This is a genomic window from Pantoea sp. JKS000250, from assembly GCF_003201065.1.
In the GTDB taxonomy this organism is placed as follows: domain Bacteria; phylum Pseudomonadota; class Gammaproteobacteria; order Enterobacterales; family Enterobacteriaceae; genus Pantoea; species Pantoea vagans.
The window spans coordinates 3344314-3361804 of the sequence record NZ_QICZ01000001.1; the positions used below are offsets into that span (position 1 = coordinate 3344314).

Below are 17491 nucleotides of genomic sequence, written 5' to 3' on the forward strand. Positions count from 1 at the left end.
GCTACTTGTCATGTCTGATGTGGGCTGATCGGTCATTCACGATGATAAGGATGATTAGTCGTTATACTCCAGGCCCGGTACAGACTTTCGGCCACCAGCACGCGCACCAGCGGATGAGGTAACGTCAATGCTGACAGTGACCAGCTCTGCTCTGCCGCCGCTTTACAGGCGGGAGCCAGGCCTTCAGGCCCGCCAATCAGCAGGCTGACATCGCGACCATCCAGCTTCCAGCGTTCAAGCTGCTGCGCCAGCTGCGGGGTTTCCCACGGTTGGCCAGGAATATCCAGCGTGACAATGCGATTGCCTTTGCCGACCGCCGCCAACATCGCTTCACCCTCTTTTTCAAGGATGCGTTTGATATCAGCATTTTTGCCGCGTTTACCTGCGGTGACTTCGGTCAGCTCAAACGGCATATCTTTCGGGAAGCGGCGCAGATATTCCATGAAACCGGTCTGCACCCAGTCGGGCATTTTTGTGCCGACGGCAACAAGTTGCAGTTTCACCGATTAGCCCCAGAGTTTTTCCAGCTCATACAGCTGGCGACTCTCTTCCTGCATCACATGTACGATGACATCACCCAGATCAACCACGACCCAGTCTGCCGCGCCTTTGCCTTCAATGCCTAATGGCATCAGGCCCGCTAAACGGGATTCCTGCTCAACGTGTTCTGCGATCGAAGTCACATGACGCGTGGAGGTGCCGGTGCAGATGATCATGAAATCGGTGATGCTGGATTTGCCCTGAACGTCGATGGTGACAATGTCCTGGCCTTTGAGATCATCAATCTTATCAATAACGAACTCTTGGAGTGCTTTACCTTGCAAAAGGTTCCCCTTGGAATCTGGTGGTATCGGGCTGGCTGTAGGCCCGGAGAGTGCAGCCAAAATTTAAGCGGCGCAGTATAGCATGCCCGGATCAGTCGCGATATAAGCCTTCGCGGTCGATATAGTCGATAACCGCCGCGGGCAACAGGTCGTCGCAGGGCTGGTTCTGATGGCGACGGCGACGGATTTCAGTCGCCGAAATGTCATAGAGCGGGGTTTCCGCCAGCCAGATATGGCCTGCGGGCTGCTGATGCAGTTGCCGGATATCCTGAGCAAGGTTTTGTTCGAGCCACTGCTGCATCTCCGGCGCGTCAAACCGGGTCGGATAGCCGGGGCGCTGGCACACCAGCAGATGGCAGAGTGACAGCAGATCCTGCCAGCGATGCCATTTCGCTAAGCTCAGCAGGGAATCCTGACCAATAATAAAGCCCAGCGGCTGTTCTGCACCGCGTTCGGCGCGCCAGGCTTCCAGGGTAGTTACGGTCCAGGAGGGGGTGTCGCGCTCCAGCTCACGGGTATCAATCTCAAACAGCGGTAAGCCGCGGATCGCACAACGCAGCATTGCCACCCGCTGGGCAGCACTGGCTTCCGGTTGCGGGCGATGCGGTGGCACATTGTTTGGCAGCAGCGTCACATGCTGCAGGCCGGTCTGTTGAGCCAGCGCTTCGACCGGACGCAGATGACCAAAATGAATCGGGTCGAAGGTGCCACCAAACAGCGCGTGTAACTCAGACATGGGCAAAACTCGTCGGAAAAGCACGACTGCTGAGCAGCAGCGTCAGGGTCTGTAACTGTGGCCACACCGGCTGCCCATAGTCCTGTTTCAGGGTGATCTCAATCTGGCTCAGCAGATGAATGGCGCGTTGCAGACGCGTGGCGTCCAGGCGTTGCAGTGCGTCGGTGAACAGCGCGCGGCGGTTCTGCCAGATCCGCTGCTGATCCATCAGCGTACGCAGCGGCTGCTGCGACTGGTGGCGCTGCAGATGCAGCAGTGTCAGCAAATCGCGCTGCAGCGTACGCAACAGAATCACGACCTCGCTCTCTTCTTTCTCCAGCTGATGCAGGATATGCAGCGCGCGACGGCTCTTACCCGCCAGCAGAGCATCCACCCAGTGGAAGGGGGTAAAGTGTGCGGCATCACTGACTGCCTCTTCAACACGGGGCAGGGTCAGCTTGCCGTCAGGCCACTGCAGCGAGAGACGCTCCAGCGCCTGGGCCAGCGCCAGCAGATTACCTTCATAGCAGTAACACAACAGCTGCACAGCTGCGTCATCGACCGAGAGTTTCAGCGCCTTAGCGCGATTCACGACCCAGCGCGGCAGTTGCGCCTGTTCAGGCGTCTGGCAGGGCACTAAAACTGCAGAGGCGGACAACGCTTTAAACCATGCACCGTTTTCCTGCGCTTTGGTCAGCTTTGGCATCCGGCAGATCAGCAGAATATCGGCGTGCAGCAGCTGCGACAGCTTAACCAGCTGCTCGGCCATTGCGGCGTTGGGGCCATTCTCGGGGAATTGCAGCGTCATGGTCTGACGCTGCGCAAACAGACTCAGTGACTGACAGCTGACAAACAGGCTCTCCCAGTCGGTCTGGGCGTCCAGCGTAAAACTAAAATGTTCTTCAAATCCCTGTGCGGTTGCGGCGGCACGGATGGCATCCGCACTCTCCTGCAACAGCAGCGGTTCGTTTCCGGCTAAAAAATAACAGGCGCGCAGCCCCTCACGGAGTTGCGCGCTGAGTTGCTCAGGGTAAATCCTGATCATTGCAGGCTGGTAGCAGAGGAAGACGGTGCTTCCTGTGAACCCTGACCCGGAACCGGAATCACTGACGCCGGTAAGGTCTCTTTGTTGTTGATCTGTGCAGCATGCACGGTCAGCAGTTTACGTACCAGCTGTTCGGCAGCACGCTGACGCATCTCCTGCGTAATCAGATCCTGCTCAGCATCTTTCGCCAGCGCAGCATTCGGGTTATCGAAGAATGAACGATAAACCGTGGTGCTGATTGGGTAGATTCCTTTGCCCGGCAACAGGACCTGCGCCGTAAGGGTCATGACCAGCTGATACTCAGCAGAGGTGCCGCTGATAAAGACCGATGCGGTGTTACGTCCCGATACCTCAGGACCCAGACGCAGCGTCGGAATATCGGTGCGGTTCTGTTTGTTGTCTTCAACGATGGTGACATCGTTGATACGCAGTTGCTGACGCACGGTACGCGCCAGCGGTCCATACGGATCGCCGGTTGAAACAATCAGGGTTTTCAGTTCGCTGGGCACCTGCGTGGTGCCGCGCGGATGAAAACCACAGCCAGCGGTGATCACCACCGCCAGCATGACAAACAGCCTGATAATCGGATGTCGCACAGTTCCTCCTGAACTTAACCTACGACCAGGTTAAGCAGTTTGCCCGGTACATAAATGACTTTACGGATAGTCACGCCGTCCAGATACTTCGCCACCAGATGCTCCTGAGCAGCGCGTGCCTGAACCTGTTCCTGTGTTGCATCGGCAGGTACGGTAATTTTGCCACGCACTTTACCGTTCACCTGCACCACGACCAGCAGTGAATCTTCAACCATAGCGGCTTCATCAGCCACCGGCCAGCTCGCTTCGTCGATGGTACCTTCGCCACCCAGCGTCTGCCACAGAACATAGCAGGCGTGCGGGGTAAACGGATAGAGCAGACGGACGATAGCCAGCAGCGCTTCCTGCATCAGAGCGCGATCCTGCTCGCTTTCCTGCGGGGCACGTGCCAGTTTGTTCATCAGCTCCATAATCGCTGCAATGGCGGTGTTGAAGGTCTGACGACGGCCAATATCATCCGCCACTTTGGCGATGGTTTTGTGCAGGTCACGACGCAGCGATTTCTGCTCGTCATTCAGGCTCTTCACATCCAGCGCCACGGTCGCACCCTGTGAGGTGTGCTCGTAGACCAGCTTCCAGACACGCTTCAGGAAGCGGTTAGCCCCTTCAACGCCCGACTCCTGCCACTCCAGCGTCATATCTGCCGGTGAAGCAAACATCATGAACAGACGTACGGTATCCGCGCCATAACGCTCAACCATCAGCTGTGGGTCGATGCCGTTGTTTTTCGACTTCGACATTTTACTCATGCCCGCGTAGATCACTTCGCGGCCTTGCGTATCCACCGCTTTCACTATGCGGCCTTTCTCGTCACGCTCAACCTCAACGTCAACCGGTGAAACCCAGTTACGCTCGCCGTTGTTACCGAGGTAGTAGAAGGCGTCAGCCAGCACCATGCCCTGGCACAGCAGACGTTTGGCTGGTTCATCAGAGTTCACCAGGCCCGCATCACGCAGCAGCTTGTGGAAGAAGCGGAAATACATCAGGTGCATGATGGCGTGTTCAATACCACCCACATACTGATCGACCGGCAGCCAGTAGTTTGCCGCGGCCGGATCCAGCATGCCTTCTTTGTAGCTGGCGCAGGTATAGCGCGCGTAGTACCAGGAGGACTCCATGAAGGTGTCAAAGGTGTCGGTTTCACGCAGAGCAGGCTGGCCGTTCACCGTGGTTTTCGCCCACTCCGGATCGGCTTTGATCGGGCTGGTAATGCCATCCATCACCACATCTTCCGGCAGGATCACCGGCAGCTGGTCTTCAGGTGTCGGCATTACGGTGCCATCTTCCAGCGTGACCATTGGGATTGGTGCGCCCCAGTAGCGCTGACGGGAAACACCCCAGTCGCGCAGACGGTAGTTCACTTTACGCACGCCCACGCCTTTTGCCGCCAGAGAATCCGCAATGGCGGTAAACCCTGCGGCGTGATCCAGACCGTTGAACTCACCTGAGTTAAACAGCGCGCCTTTGTCGGTCATTGCCGCGGCGCTGACGTCAGGAATAGAGCCATCCAGGTTGAGTACCACTGGCTTGATCGCCAGATCGTATTTAGTGGCAAACTCCCAGTCGCGCTGGTCATGCGCTGGGACCGCCATGACAGCGCCGGTGCCATATTCCATCAGCACGAAGTTAGCGACCCAGACCGGGAGAAGCTCACCGGTGAGCGGATGAATAACAGACAGGCCGGTCGCCATGCCTTTCTTCTCCATGGTCGCCATATCGGCTTCGGCCACTTTGGTATTGCGGCATTCAGCGATAAAGTCAGCCAGTGCCGGATTGTTCACCGACGCCTGGGTTGCCAGCGGATGACCTGCCGCAACGGCGACATAGGTTGCGCCGATAAAGGTATCCGGGCGGGTGGTGTAGACAGTGACTTTCTCTTCGCTGTCAGCAACGTCGAACGTGATTTCGACGCCTTCAGAACGGCCAATCCAGTTACGCTGCATGGTTTTGACCTGCTCAGGCCACTCTTCCAGCGTATCCAGGTCGTTCAGCAGCTCTTCCGCATAATCGGTGATTTTGATAAACCACTGCGGGATCTCTTTGCGCTCAACTTTGGTGTCGCAGCGCCAGCAGCAGCCATCGATCACCTGCTCGTTCGCCAGCACCGTCTGATCGTTCGGGCACCAGTTCACGGCGGAAGTTTTTTTATAGACCAGGCCTTTCTCATACAGTTTAGTGAAGAACCACTGTTCCCAGCGATAGTACTCTGGCTGGCAGGTCGCCAGTTCACGACTCCAGTCATAGCCAAAGCCCAGCAGTTTAAGCTGGTTTTTCATGTAGGCGATATTGTCGTATGTCCAGGGAGCCGGTGCGGTGTTGTTTTTGACCGCAGCGCCTTCCGCAGGCAGGCCGAAAGCATCCCAGCCAATCGGCTGTAGTACGTTTTTGCCGAGCATACGCTGATAACGCGCGATTACGTCGCCGATGGTGTAGTTACGAACGTGGCCCATATGCAGGCGGCCAGAAGGATAGGGCAACATGGAGAGGCAATAGTATTTCTCTTTACCTTCCTGCTCAGTCACTTTAAACGTTTCGTTTTCATCCCAGTGTTGCTGCACACGGGATTCAATCTCTTCCGGGCGGTATTGCTCTTGCATGGCTGCCTGTGGTCCTTTATGAATAACATTTTTCGGGCTCTGTGATCCGCATAGCATACCCATAAGGCCGCGTATCAACAACACTTCCCACTTTTGCTGGCACGATTTCTGCTGAAAGCGTCAGCCTCTTCACCCTTTTGTAATTCACTGTACAGACGACACGGCAAAAGCCGCATTGCGACTAAACTTAATTCAGCGAGGGTCTGCATAAAGGAGAATAAAATGAATAAAGTAGCTCAGGAATATCGCGAGTCGTTAGCCGTACTGACCGAACGTCTCCGTCAGGGCGATCGTAACCTTGATGAGCTGATTGCCGGTCGACGCAGCCAGTTACGGGTGCGCGATGACATGACGGAAAAAGAGATTGATCAGGCGCTGAGCTCGGTGCGCCGTGATTTGGGCGAGTTTGCACGCAGTTATACCGATGTGGAAGAGCCGCTGGCGGATTCACTGTTTATGCGCATTATTCGTGAGAGCGTCTGGAAAGAGCTGGCGGATATCACCGATAAAAGTCAGCTGGAGTGGCGCGAAGTCTTCCAGGATCTGCATCATCACGGTGTGTATCAGAGCGGTGAAGTGGTGGGGCTGGGCAATCTGGTGTGTGAGAAGTGTCAGTTTACCCGGGCGATCTATACGCCGGAAACCCTGTCGCGCTGTCCGGAATGCGGCAACGACCAGTTTCAGCGTCAGCCTTTTGAACCCTGATAACAACAACGATGCGGGCCACTCAGGTGACCCGCATCGGTTATTTAGTGCAGAATTTTAGCGAGGAAATCTTTCGCACGGTCAGACTGTGGGTTATTAAAGAAGTCATCTTTATTGGTGTCTTCGATAATTTTCCCTTCATCCATGAAGATCACGCGATTCGCCACTTTACGGGCGAAGCCCATCTCGTGTGTTACCACCATCATCGTCATCCCCTCCTGCGCCAGCTCAACCATCACATCCAGCACTTCGTTGATCATTTCCGGGTCCAGCGCCGAGGTCGGTTCATCAAACAGCATCGCGATAGGATCCATGCAGAGCGCACGTGCAATTGCCACGCGCTGCTGCTGACCGCCGGAGAGCTGGCCAGGAAACTTCTCAGCATGCGCTGACAGTCCCACACGCTTCAGCAGTTTTAGCCCTTTATCGCGGGCCGCCGCTTTGTCACGCTTCAGCACTTTTACCTGTGCCAGTACCAGATTGTTGATAATGCTCAGATGCGGGAACAGCTCGAAGTGCTGAAACACCATACCGACCTGACTGCGAAGTTGTGCAAGGTTGGTTTTTTTGTTGTTCACCTCGGTGCCGTTGACCGCAATCACGCCCTGCTGAACAGGCTCAAGTCCGTTCACCGTTTTGATCAGCGTCGATTTACCGGAGCCGGACGGCCCGCAGACCACCACTACCTCACCGGTTTTGACCTCGGTTGAGCAGTCGGTCAGCACCTGAAAGTGACCATACCACTTAGAAACATTTTTCAGGCTAATCATTTAAACCGTCCTTTTTCTTTTCAGATAGCTGACCAACAGCGATGCGCTCAGGCTGATAACGAAGTAGACCAGACCTGCAAACAGAACCATTTCAACCTGGGTGCCGTCGCGCTCACCAATGGTGGACGCGGTACGGAAGAAGTCCGCCAGGCTTAAGACATAGACCAGCGAGGTATCCTGGAACAGCACGATACCCTGCGTCAGTAACAGCGGAACCATGGCGCGGAACGCCTGCGGCAGGATGATCAGTCGCATTGCCTGCCACTGTGTCATACCCAGCGCCAGCGCGGCGTTGCCCTGTCCACGTGAAATACTGATGATGCCGGCACGAATGATTTCGGAGTAGTAGGCCGCTTCAAACAGCGAAAAGGCAACCATGGCGGAAATCAGCCGGATATCGGTTTTCGGCGACAGGCCCAGCACCTGCTGCAGGAAACTCGGCACCACCAGATAGAACCACAGCAGCACCATCACCAGCGGCACCGAGCGGAACAGGTTGACGTAGATTTTGGCGAACCAGCTGACGGGCTTAAAGCTCGACAGACGCATCACCGCCAGCAGGGTGCCCCACAGAATGCCGAAGACCACGGCGGTGATGGTGATCTTGAAGGTAATCACTAAGCCGTTAAGCAGATAGGGCAGGCTGGGTGTAATCGAACTCCAATCAAAATCGTACATTACTTGCCTCCCGCATTGCCTGGCAGCCGGACTTTGCGCTCGACCAGACTCATCAACAACATAATCACCAGGTTAATCGCGACGTAGGCCAGCGTAATGGCGGTAAAGGATTCATAGGCGTGAGCAGAATAGTCGAGCAGTTTGCCCGCCTGTGCCGCCATATCGACCAGACCAATGGTGGAGGCGATAGCGGAGTTCTTCACCAGGTTCAGCATTTCCGAGGTCATCGGCGGCACAATCACGCGATACGCATTCGGCAGCAGGACATAGCGATAGGTCTGCGGCAGCGTTAATCCCATCGCCAGACCGGCATTTTTCTGTCCTGCCGGCAGTGACTGAATGGCTGCGCGCACCTGCTCGCAGACGCGGGCGGCGGTAAACAGGCCAAGACAGATCATTGAAGAGAGGAAGAACTGAATGTTGGGGTCCAGCTCAGACTTAAACCACATGCCAAGCTTTTCGCCCACCAGTTCGGGCGCGACCAGATACCAGAAGAAGAACTGGACGATCAGCGGGATATTACGAAACAGTTCCACATAGCAGGTGCCAATGGTCGACAGCAGGCGATTCGGCACTGTGCGCAGAATGCCGAAAAATGAACCCACGCAGAAGGCGATAATCCAGGCGCAGCAGGAGACGGCTATCGTCACCTGAAAACCGGACCACAGCCAGCCGAGGTAGGTCGTGTTACCGAACGGGGCCTGTTCGAGGAATATGCCCCAGTTCCAATCGATACCCATAACGAGCTCCGGAAAAAAAGGGTAGCTAAGCTACCCTGAAGATTGATGAACGGCGTTTTATTGCCTGACTCAGGGGAACGACCCGGGTCAGTCAGTCTGTCCATGCCGCGGTTTCAGCAATCGAGAGGGCAGCCAGGCCGCCCTTGTTATACCCGCCGTCTTTCAGGCTGCATTTTGTTGGCGACGTTCACGCATCCAAATGCCTTACCTGAGTAAGGTCACCGGGATGCATTCTCCTGCCGACTCAATGCAACCTGAGATCCATTGGGTATTTTTTTGTTAATTCAGTGCTTTGTCATTTGGCGTTTTGAACAGGGCTTTCATGTCATCAGAGAGTTCAAAGTTCATGTTCAGATTCTTTGGTGGAATCGGCTGTTTGAACCAGGTATCGAACCATTTTTCTGCCTGCCCTGAGGTCTGGGCTTTAGCAATGGTTTCATCGACCAGCGCTTTAAACTGCGGATCATCTTTACGCAGCATGCAGCCATAGGCCTCTTTTGACTGTGGCGTACCTAAGATTTCCCAGTTATCCGGCTTTTTGGCTTTGGCGCGTTCGCCGGCCAGCAGAGCATCATCCATCATGAAAGCCACGGCACGGCCGGTTTCCAGCGTACGGAAAGAGTCGCCGTGATCTTTGGCGCTGATGATGCGCATATCCAGTTTCTGTTCGTCGTTGAGTTTATGCAGCAGCACTTCAGAGGTGGTTCCTGAAGTCACGACCACGGTTTTGCCTTTCAGATCGGCGAAATCTTTGATCGGGCCATCTTTTTTAACCAGCAGACGGGTGCCGATGACAAAAATGGTGTCAGAGAATGCGGCCTGTTTCTGGCGCTCAAGGTTGTTGGTAGTGGAGCCACACTCATAATCGTAAGTGCCGTTTTGCAGCAGCGGAATACGGTTTTGTGAGGTGATCGGGATCATTTTGACCTGCAGGTCCGGCTTGTTCAGCTTCGCTTTAATGGCTTCCACGATGGCGTTTGAGTAAGCCTGTGAATAGCCGACGACTTTTTGCTGGTTGTCATAGTAAGAAAAGGGAACTGATGATTCGCGATGCCCGACCACAATGACGCCGTTGTCATTGATCTTCTTCAGGGTGCCGCTGAGATCTTCCGCCTGGGCCGCTCCCGCCGCTGCGCTGATCAGCAGAAGAGATAATGCCACTTTGCGTAGTTGCATGTTCCAACTCCTTCGTATGAAAAAGGCCCAGGCTATTACCTGTGCTGATTATGATATTGTGTCTGTTATTTGCTGCGTTTCTGCTCATTCTGCGGATTAAATGGGCGCAGAAGAGTCACTAACATAGCGGATTGTTAACGCAATGAAACAAAAAAGTTTCTTTTTTGCGAGGCGATCCGCACCAAAAAAAGGCAAATATCTTACTCTGCGCGTTAGCGGTGCAGCAGAAGCGACTGTTTTGGTGCAACCTGCCAGGCGTCGGCGCCTGCAATCCGCCTGTCGGCGAAAAACAGTGAAACATTCTGCAATCATCGTGCCAGAAAGCGGTGCAGCGCGAGAAAGGCAGCAGAGTATGTGGTCAGGGGAGTGAGATATACCGGGGAGGCAGTAAAGAAAAAAGGCGAAGCCTGCGCTTCGCCTTTAAGGATCGGATAGGTTACCGGCGTCGACGCAGCAGAGCTATCAACGCCGCCAGCAGCGTCAGTGACCAGACTGGCCAGATGCCCGCCCGCGCATACGGGGTTTCACCCTGCGTCGGCGTGACCTTGCTGGTCAGCACATCGCGGGTAAACTGCGGCAGCATCGCCTCCACATCACCACTGGCATTGACCACCGCCGTCACGCCGTTGTTGGTGCTGCGCAACAGCGGACGTCCCAGCTCCAGCGCCCGCATTCTCGCCATCTGGAAGTGCTGCCATGGGCCGATTGAGTGACCAAACCAGGCATCGTTCGAAACGGTCAGCAGGAAATTAGTGTCGGGATGGAAGTTAGCCCGCACCTGTTCACCGAGCACAATCTCATAACAGATGGCGCTCGTCAGGTTATAGCCCGCCACGCTGAGTTGCGGCTGGAGATAGTTGCCACGGCTGAAGGCTGACATCGGCAGATCGAAGAACGGGGCCAGCGGACGCAGCAGATCGGCCAGCGGCACAAATTCGCCAAACGGCACCAGATGATTCTTCTGGTAACGATTGCCGCTGAAGTAGTTGTACGGCGTTTTGCCGCCCAGCACGATCACGGTGTTGTAGTCGTGATAACGATTCTGCTCCAGCCGGGAGTCAACGATGCCGGTGACCAGCGAACTGCCGCGTTCACGCAGTTCATCATCCAGCGAACGCAGGAACGGCTGCTGATTGCTTTCCAGATCGGTAATTGCAGACTCTGGCCAGATAATAATCGGCGCCTTACCCATCAGCGGCTGACTCAGACCGTTATAGATGCGCAGGGTCGTGAGCAGTTGCTGAGGATCCCACTTCATCGACTGCGGGATATTTCCCTGCACCAGCGCCACTTCTACGGCACGCTCCGGCATTGGCTGAACCCACTGGATGTAGCGCATCGGCCACGGCAGGGCCAGCAGCAGCAACGCCGCCACCAGACTTCTGACGTTGCGCTGCTGCAGGGCATAAGCCAGCAGGCCAGCAATGACCATCAGCAGGAAGGTCAGGGTCTCTACACCCGCCAGCGGGGCCAGGCCTTTTAACGGACCGTCGATCTGGCTGTAACCAAACTGCAGCCACGGAAAGCCGGTCAGCACCCAGCCGCGCAGGAACTCGGTCATCTGCCACAATGCCGGTGCAGCCAGTGCCAACCGCCACAGCGTCGTGCGCGGCCAGATGCGATTCAGTACACCGGCAAACAACGCCGGGTAGATCGACAGATACGCCGCCAGCAGCGCCACAATAAAGACATTAACCGGGCCAGGCATACCGCCAAAGGTGGCGACACTGACGTAAACCCAGTTGATGCCGCTGCCGAACAGACCTAAACCCCAGACAAAGCCGATCGCGGTGGCCTGTGGGCTGGAGCGGTTCAGGGTGAGCAGTTGTAAGCCGCACAGCGACAGCAGTGCGGCGGGCCAGAAATCGTAAGGAGAAAAGGCGAGGGTGCCAACCGCACCCGTTATTAAAGCCAGCAGCAGGCGAACCCGCTGGCGCGGGTAGAGTGAGGCTAAAGCCATAGACTTATTCGTCTTCCAGTTGGGGTTGTGGCGAATTTTCCGGAATAGTCACGTGAACCTGGATGATGCGGCGGCTGTCAGCCATCGCCACCTTGAACTGGTAACCCTCAATCTCAATGCTTTCACCGCGTGCGGGCAGATGGCCGAAGCCCTGCATGACCAGACCACCAATGGTGTCGACTTCATCATCACTGAACTGTGTGCCAAATACCTCATTGAAATCTTCAATGGCGGTCAGTGCGCGCACCGTGAAGGTGTGACGGTTGAGCTGACGGATATCACGATCTTCTTCATCGTCATACTCATCTTCAATCTCACCCACGATCAGCTCAAGAATATCTTCAATGGTCACCAGACCGGAGACACCACCAAACTCATCAATAACAATCGCCATGTGGTAACGCTGTGAGCGGAACTCTTTCAGCATCCGGTCAACACGTTTACTTTCAGGCACCACCACCGCAGGACGCAGCACTTTCTCAATGCTGAACGGCTCTGATTCACTGCTCATAAACGGCAGCAGATCTTTCGCCATCAGAATCCCTTCCACATGATCTTTGTCTTCGCTGATCACCGGGAAGCGGGAATGCGCGGAGTCGATAATGACATCCAGACACTCTTCGAGGCTCTGATTACGTTTCAGGGTGATCATTTGCGAACGCGGGATCATGATGTCACGCACGCGCTGCTCCGCAATATCCAGTACCCCTTCGAGCATGTCGCGGGTGTCCTGGTCAATCAGCTCTTTGTTATTCGAGTCGCGGATCAGCTCCAGGAGCTCATCACGGTTTTTTGGTTCACCGTGAAAGAGTTGGTTGATCAACAGGGAGAAAAATCCCTTTTTACTACTGGGTGCATCGCTGTTTTGAGAATGGTCGTCGCTCATGGCGGTTTTTAAAGATCTCTCTGGTGAGGAATAGGTGCTGTCAGCAAACCGTGCTGACAGCCGGATTGCCTGAATTCAGGATTCAGGCGTCTTCTTTCTCCGAAATGTACGGATCAGGATACCCAAGAGCAAGCATTATCTCGGTCTCCAGTCCTTCCATCTCGTCAGCTTCGTCGTCTTCAATATGGTCGTAACCCAGCAGGTGGAGCGTACCGTGTACCACCATGTGTGCCCAGTGGGCTTCAACGCTTTTTCCCTGTTCTGCGGCTTCCTGCTCAACCACCTGACGGCAGATGATCAGATCGCCCAGCAGCGGCAGCTCAATGCCCGGCGGCGCTTCAAACGGGAAGGAGAGGACGTTGGTTGGCTTGTCTTTGCCACGATAAGTCAGATTAAGCTCATGACTTTCCGCTTCATCAACCAGACGTACTGTGACTTCGCTTTCGGGCTGGAAAGGGGTCACAGCCGCTGAAAGCCAGCGGTGAAACTGGCCTTCATCAGGCAGATCAGCGGTGTTATCACAGGCGACTTGCAGGTCGAGAATCACCTCGCTCATTTGCTCTCCTGCGTGGCGCTCTGTGCTGCCAGCGCTTCACGTTTACGCTCTTCAGCCTGCTGGTCACGGCGGGTCTGATCGGCGGCTTCCCAGGCTTCATAAGCGGTGACAATGCGGGCAACGACCGGATGGCGCACCACATCTTCGCTGTGGAAGAAGTTAAAGCTGATCTCTTCCACGTCCGCCAGCACCTCGATAGCATGACGCAGGCCCGACTTGACGTGACGGGGCAGGTCGATCTGGGTGACGTCGCCGGTTATGACCGCTTTGGAGTTGAAGCCGATGCGCGTCAGAAACATCTTCATCTGCTCGATGGTGGTGTTCTGGCTCTCATCAAGAATGATGAACGCATCGTTCAGGGTACGACCGCGCATGTAAGCCAGCGGGGCAACTTCAATAACGTTACGCTCCATCAGCTTTTCAACGCGCTCGAAGCCGAGCATTTCAAACAATGCATCGTAGAGCGGACGCAGATAAGGGTCGACTTTCTGGCTCAGGTCGCCCGGCAGGAAGCCGAGCTTTTCACCCGCTTCGACGGCAGGGCGGGTCAGCATGATGCGGCGAATCTCCTGACGTTCCAGCGCATCCACGGCCGCAGCCACCGCCAGATAGGTTTTACCGGTACCGGCCGGGCCAACACCAAAGGTAATGTCGTGGTCGAGCACATTCGCGATGTACTGGGCCTGATTTGGCGTGCGCGGTTTGATCACACCACGCTTGGTCTTAATGTTGACCGCTTTACCGTACTCCGGCACGCTTTCAGCGGTTTGCTCCAGTACCCGGCTCTCTTTGATCGCCAGGTGAATCTGGTCAGGCTCGATATCCGGGATCTCACCACGCATTGGCGCGGTATCGACATACAGGGTCTTCAGGATATCTGCGGCGGCATTGACGCAAAGTGGACGTCCAACCAGCTTGAAGACGTTGTCGCGACGATTGATCTCAATGCCCAGACGACGCTCAAGCTGTTTCACATTATCGTCGAAAGGACCGCACAGGCTCATCAGACGACGGTTATCAGCCGGTTCAAGGGCGATTTCACGAGTTTCGATATTCAAACGAATCCTTTGGGTCACTCAGGGCCAGTTATGGGATGTGTCTGACGCACCGTTGGGCTTAACCGGATGCACCATAACGAAATTATTTATGCCGTAACGCCTGGGCGCAAGCTTAAGGAGAGATATTTGGGCGACACTTTCAGAAACCAAGTGTCGCGGCGTGAAATTGGCGGCAACGCAATGCGCGCTGCCGCTCAATATAGCAGGTATCACGGCTGGAACAGACCCACGCCGATTTCGTTTTCTTTGCGGGTACGGGCAATCACGGATGCCGGGCTTTGCGCCATGCGCAGGCCCATCTCTTCTTCAGTACGCACCAGCTTGCCGCGCAGCGAGTTGGTGTAGACATCGACAATTTCAACATCTACAAAGCGGCCAATCATCTCAGGCGTGCCTTCAAAGTTGACCACACGGTTATTTTCGGTGCGGCCAGAGACTTCCATGACGTTCTTGCGGGAGATGCCTTCCACCAGAATACGCTGCACGGTGCCGAGCATGCGGCGACTGATCGCCTGCGCCTGCTGGTTAATGCGGTCCTGCAGGATCCACAGACGCTGCTTTTTCTCCTCTTCGCTGACATCATCCGGCAGGTCAGCGGCGGGTGTGCCGGGACGGGCAGAGTAGATAAAGCTGAAGCTGACGTCGAAATTGATGTCGGCGATGAGCTTCATGGTCTGTTCGAAATCCTGCTGGGTTTCACCGGGGAAGCCAATGATAAAGTCGGAGCTGATCTCAATGTCCGGGCGCGCCGCGCGCAGCTTGCGGATAATCGCCTTATACTCCAGCGCGGTATGCGCGCGCTTCATCAGTGTCAGAATACGGTCTGCGCCACTCTGAACCGGCAGATGCAGGAAACTCACCAGCTCCGGGGTGTCGCGATAGACATCAATGATGTCATCGGTGAACTCAATTGGGTGGCTGGTGGTGAAACGAATGCGGTCGATGCCGTCGATGGCGGCGACCAGGCGCAGCAGCTCAGCGAAGGTACAGATCTCACCATCAAAGGTGGCACCTCGATAAGCGTTGACGTTCTGACCCAGCAGGTTAACTTCACGCACGCCCTGCGCCGCTAGCTGGGCGATCTCCAGCAGTATGTCATCGCTGGGACGGCTCACTTCCTCACCACGGGTGTAAGGCACCACGCAGAAAGTACAATATTTGTTGCAGCCTTCCATAATGGAGACAAAGGCTGTCGGGCCTTCTGCTCGCGGTTCCGGCAGGCGGTCAAATTTCTCAATTTCCGGGAAGCTGATGTCGACTACCGGACTTTTAGTGCCGCGCACGGTGTTGATCATCTCCGGCAGGCGGTGCAGTGTCTGCGGACCAAACACAATATCTACGCAGGGCGCACGCTGACGAATATGATCGCCTTCCTGCGACGCCACACAGCCACCGACGCCGATAATCACATCCGGGTTGCGCTCTTTGAGTTTTCTCCAGCGTCCCAGCAGATGAAACACCTTCTCCTGCGCTTTCTCACGAATGGAGCAGGTGTTAAGCAGCAGAATATCCGCCTCTTCAGGGACCTCGGTCAGCGTATAGCCGTGCGTACTGTTCAGCAGATCAGACATCTTGGATGAATCATACTCATTCATCTGACATCCCCAGGTTTTGATATGCAGTTTTTTTGTCATCGCGCTAGCCATTGATTCAGTGCAGTGAAGTGAGGGGCGCGTATTGTAATGCTTTGATGCTGTGGTGACCAGCCTGAGGGCTTTTCTGCCAGCCATCGGGTTTTCCGGTACACTTTGCTCTATTCAGACCCGCGATGCGCAGGCTGGCGGGAATAAGAGAGGGAGTTAAGCAATGCAGGGTAATCAGTTTGATGTCGTGATTGTCGGCGGTGGCATGGTCGGTGCTGCGCTGGCCTGTGGACTGACACAGCAACATTTTCGCGTAGCGGTGATTGAGCGTGCTGAACCCGCGCCATTTGATGCCGACAGCGACCCCGATCTGCGAATTTCAGCGATCGGATCCTCCTCGGTGGCGTTGCTGAAGCAGCTCAACGTCTGGCCGCGGGTCGAAGCGATGCGCAGCGCGCCCTATCGCAGACTGGAAACCTGGGAGTGGCAGACGGCGCAGGTGAGTTTTGATGCGGCCTCGCTGGGCCTGCCTGAACTGGGCTTTATGGTTGAGAACAGCGTGCTTCAGCGGGCGTTATGGGAGGAGATGCAGTCGCTGGGCGTGACCTGCTATTGCCCGGCCACGCTGGAAAACCTGCAGCCAGAAAATGGCGGCTGGCGCGTCGACCTTAACGACGGCGTGGCCTTACATACCCGGCTGGTAATTGGTGCAGATGGCGCAAACTCGCAGGTGCGGCAGATGGCCGGGATCGGGATTCATGGCTGGAGCTATGCGCAGTCCTGTTTACTGATTAGCGTAACCTGCGACCATCCGGCAGGGGATGCGACCTGGCAGCACTTTACGCCTCAGGGACCACGGGCCTTTTTGCCGCTATATGGCAACCGGGCCTCGCTGGTGTGGTATGACGCGCCCGCAAGAGTGCGACAGCTTCAGGCGATGCCAATAGCCCAGCTGGAGAAAGAGATTGCCAGCCACTTCCCGGCGCGGCTGGGACGGTTCAAAGCCCATGCGGCGGGCGGCTTTCCGCTGGTGCGACGTCACGCTTCACGCTATGTCCTGCCGGGGCTGGCGCTGGTCGGCGATGCCGCGCATACCATTAACCCGCTGGCCGGGCAGGGCGTGAATCTGGGGTATCGCGATATTGATGCGTTGATTGATGTGCTGGTAAGCGCGCGCGGTGCAGCGGAGGACTGGGCGTCAGAGCGGGTATTACAACGCTATCACCGTCAGCGTCGCAAAGACAATATGCTGATGCAGGGCGGGATGGATCTCTTTTACTTTGCCTTCAGCAACCAGCTGGCACCGCTGAGGTTTGCGCGAAATCTCGGACTGATTGCCGCTGAACATTCTGGCGTACTGAAGCGGCAGGTATTGCGTTACGCGCTGGGGCTATAGCCGCTTACGCATTCAGGCTCGCCCCAGGGCGGGCCAGTAATCAGGATGGTGGAGAAGGGACAAAAACAACAAAGCCCGCAAAAGCGGGCTTTGTTGTGCAATTTGGCTGGGGTGCAGGGATTCGAACCCCGGAATGCTGGTATCAGAAACCAGTGCCTTACCGCTTGGCGACACCCCAATAATGGGTTTTTCAAATTGTCTTTGTA

Annotated in this window: 17 protein-coding genes and 1 tRNA gene; 2 read left to right on the forward strand and 16 right to left on the reverse strand. The window is 55.7% G+C overall.

What is annotated here, in order from left to right:
• Positions 1-32: 32 nt before the first annotated feature.
• From rlmH to leuS, 6 genes are all read right to left on the reverse strand, one after another.
• Positions 33-503: a 23S rRNA (pseudouridine(1915)-N(3))-methyltransferase RlmH gene (gene rlmH / locus BY447_RS15800; protein ID WP_013357098.1), complete on the reverse strand. Its 471-nt coding sequence runs from the start codon at positions 501-503 to the stop codon at positions 33-35.
• Between the two features lie 3 nt (positions 504-506).
• Positions 507-824, reverse strand: a complete 318-nt coding sequence (gene rsfS / locus BY447_RS15805) for a ribosome silencing factor (protein WP_013357099.1) — start codon at positions 822-824, stop codon at positions 507-509.
• 91 nt (positions 825-915) lie between these two features.
• On the reverse strand, positions 916-1560 hold the full coding sequence (gene nadD, locus BY447_RS15810; RefSeq protein WP_061061898.1) for a nicotinate-nucleotide adenylyltransferase: 645 nt from the start codon (positions 1558-1560) through the stop codon (positions 916-918).
• On the reverse strand, positions 1553-2584 hold the full coding sequence (gene holA / locus BY447_RS15815; RefSeq protein WP_110331505.1) for a DNA polymerase III subunit delta: 1032 nt from the start codon (positions 2582-2584) through the stop codon (positions 1553-1555). Before holA ends, nadD begins: the two co-directional genes overlap by 8 nt.
• Positions 2581-3180: an LPS assembly lipoprotein LptE gene (gene lptE / locus BY447_RS15820; RefSeq protein WP_013357102.1), complete on the reverse strand. Its 600-nt coding sequence runs from the start codon at positions 3178-3180 to the stop codon at positions 2581-2583. The genes holA and lptE overlap by 4 nt, the downstream gene beginning before the upstream one ends.
• A 14-nt stretch (positions 3181-3194) precedes the next feature.
• The gene (leuS, locus tag BY447_RS15825; RefSeq protein ID WP_110331506.1) at positions 3195-5777 is read right to left on the reverse strand and encodes a leucine--tRNA ligase; all 2583 of its coding nucleotides are present in this window, start codon (positions 5775-5777) and stop codon (positions 3195-3197) included.
• A gap of 222 nt (positions 5778-5999) precedes the next feature.
• On the opposite strand from leuS, the gene BY447_RS15830 reads away from it, so the two are divergent.
• Positions 6000-6482 (forward strand): zinc ribbon-containing protein, encoded by a 483-nt coding sequence (locus BY447_RS15830; RefSeq protein ID WP_013357104.1) that lies wholly within the window; start codon positions 6000-6002, stop codon positions 6480-6482.
• Positions 6483-6526: 44 nt separating this feature from the next.
• On the opposite strand, the gene BY447_RS15835 is transcribed toward BY447_RS15830, so the two are convergent.
• The 9 genes from BY447_RS15835 to miaB form a co-directional block, all read right to left on the reverse strand.
• Positions 6527-7252 carry an amino acid ABC transporter ATP-binding protein gene (locus BY447_RS15835; protein WP_013357105.1) on the reverse strand — a complete coding sequence of 242 codons (726 nt, stop codon included), beginning with the start codon at positions 7250-7252 and terminating at the stop codon, positions 6527-6529.
• Entirely contained in the window at positions 7253-7930 is a 678-nt protein-coding gene (gene gltK, locus BY447_RS15840) for a glutamate/aspartate ABC transporter permease GltK (protein WP_013357106.1), read from the reverse strand.
• A complete protein-coding gene (locus BY447_RS15845; protein ID WP_013357107.1) occupies positions 7930-8670 on the reverse strand; it encodes an amino acid ABC transporter permease in 741 nt (246 codons plus the stop codon). Before BY447_RS15845 ends, gltK begins: the two co-directional genes overlap by 1 nt.
• 279 nt (positions 8671-8949) lie before the next feature.
• The gene (locus tag BY447_RS15850; protein ID WP_013357108.1) at positions 8950-9846 is read right to left on the reverse strand and encodes an amino acid ABC transporter substrate-binding protein; all 897 of its coding nucleotides are present in this window, start codon (positions 9844-9846) and stop codon (positions 8950-8952) included.
• Between the two features lie 436 nt (positions 9847-10282).
• A complete protein-coding gene (lnt, locus tag BY447_RS15855; RefSeq protein ID WP_110331507.1) occupies positions 10283-11806 on the reverse strand; it encodes an apolipoprotein N-acyltransferase in 1524 nt (507 codons plus the stop codon).
• Between the two features lie 4 nt (positions 11807-11810).
• On the reverse strand, positions 11811-12692 hold the full coding sequence (gene corC / locus BY447_RS15860; RefSeq protein ID WP_013357111.1) for a CNNM family magnesium/cobalt transport protein CorC: 882 nt from the start codon (positions 12690-12692) through the stop codon (positions 11811-11813).
• Between the two features lie 82 nt (positions 12693-12774).
• Positions 12775-13248: an rRNA maturation RNase YbeY gene (ybeY, locus tag BY447_RS15865; RefSeq protein WP_013357112.1), complete on the reverse strand. Its 474-nt coding sequence runs from the start codon at positions 13246-13248 to the stop codon at positions 12775-12777.
• Positions 13245-14306: a PhoH family protein gene (locus BY447_RS15870; protein WP_013357113.1), complete on the reverse strand. Its 1062-nt coding sequence runs from the start codon at positions 14304-14306 to the stop codon at positions 13245-13247. The genes ybeY and BY447_RS15870 overlap by 4 nt, the downstream gene beginning before the upstream one ends.
• 209 nt (positions 14307-14515) lie before the next feature.
• Complete coding sequence (miaB, locus tag BY447_RS15875; RefSeq protein WP_033731849.1) at positions 14516-15940, reverse strand: tRNA (N6-isopentenyl adenosine(37)-C2)-methylthiotransferase MiaB; 1425 nt, start codon at positions 15938-15940, stop codon at positions 14516-14518.
• A gap of 172 nt (positions 15941-16112) precedes the next feature.
• Here miaB and ubiF point away from each other — a divergent pair, with 172 nt between their 5' ends.
• Positions 16113-17285, forward strand: coding sequence for a 3-demethoxyubiquinol 3-hydroxylase (gene ubiF, locus BY447_RS15880; RefSeq protein ID WP_033782316.1), 1173 nt, complete (start codon positions 16113-16115; stop codon positions 17283-17285).
• Positions 17286-17388: 103 nt separating this feature from the next.
• Here the strand turns inward: ubiF and BY447_RS15885 are convergent.
• Positions 17389-17463: transfer RNA gene (locus BY447_RS15885), tRNA-Gln, on the reverse strand.
• Positions 17464-17491: the final 28 nt, after the last annotated feature.

Coding starts and splice junctions, on each gene's coding strand:
- nadD (WP_061061898.1), bottom strand. CDS start 1,560: ATGTCTGAGTTACACGCGCTGTTTGGTGGCACCTTCGACCCGATTCAT.
- holA (WP_110331505.1), bottom strand. CDS start 2,584: ATGATCAGGATTTACCCTGAGCAACTCAGCGCGCAACTCCGTGAGGGG.
- leuS (WP_110331506.1), bottom strand. CDS start 5,777: ATGCAAGAGCAATACCGCCCGGAAGAGATTGAATCCCGTGTGCAGCAA.
- BY447_RS15830 (WP_013357104.1), top strand. CDS start 6,000: ATGAATAAAGTAGCTCAGGAATATCGCGAGTCGTTAGCCGTACTGACC.
- BY447_RS15835 (WP_013357105.1), bottom strand. CDS start 7,252: ATGATTAGCCTGAAAAATGTTTCTAAGTGGTATGGTCACTTTCAGGTG.
- gltK (WP_013357106.1), bottom strand. CDS start 7,930: ATGTACGATTTTGATTGGAGTTCGATTACACCCAGCCTGCCCTATCTG.
- BY447_RS15845 (WP_013357107.1), bottom strand. CDS start 8,670: ATGGGTATCGATTGGAACTGGGGCATATTCCTCGAACAGGCCCCGTTC.
- BY447_RS15850 (WP_013357108.1), bottom strand. CDS start 9,846: ATGCAACTACGCAAAGTGGCATTATCTCTTCTGCTGATCAGCGCAGCG.
- lnt (WP_110331507.1), bottom strand. CDS start 11,806: ATGGCTTTAGCCTCACTCTACCCGCGCCAGCGGGTTCGCCTGCTGCTG.
- corC (WP_013357111.1), bottom strand. CDS start 12,692: ATGAGCGACGACCATTCTCAAAACAGCGATGCACCCAGTAGTAAAAAG.
- ybeY (WP_013357112.1), bottom strand. CDS start 13,248: ATGAGCGAGGTGATTCTCGACCTGCAAGTCGCCTGTGATAACACCGCT.
- miaB (WP_033731849.1), bottom strand. CDS start 15,940: ATGACAAAAAAACTGCATATCAAAACCTGGGGATGTCAGATGAATGAG.
- ubiF (WP_033782316.1), top strand. CDS start 16,113: ATGCAGGGTAATCAGTTTGATGTCGTGATTGTCGGCGGTGGCATGGTC.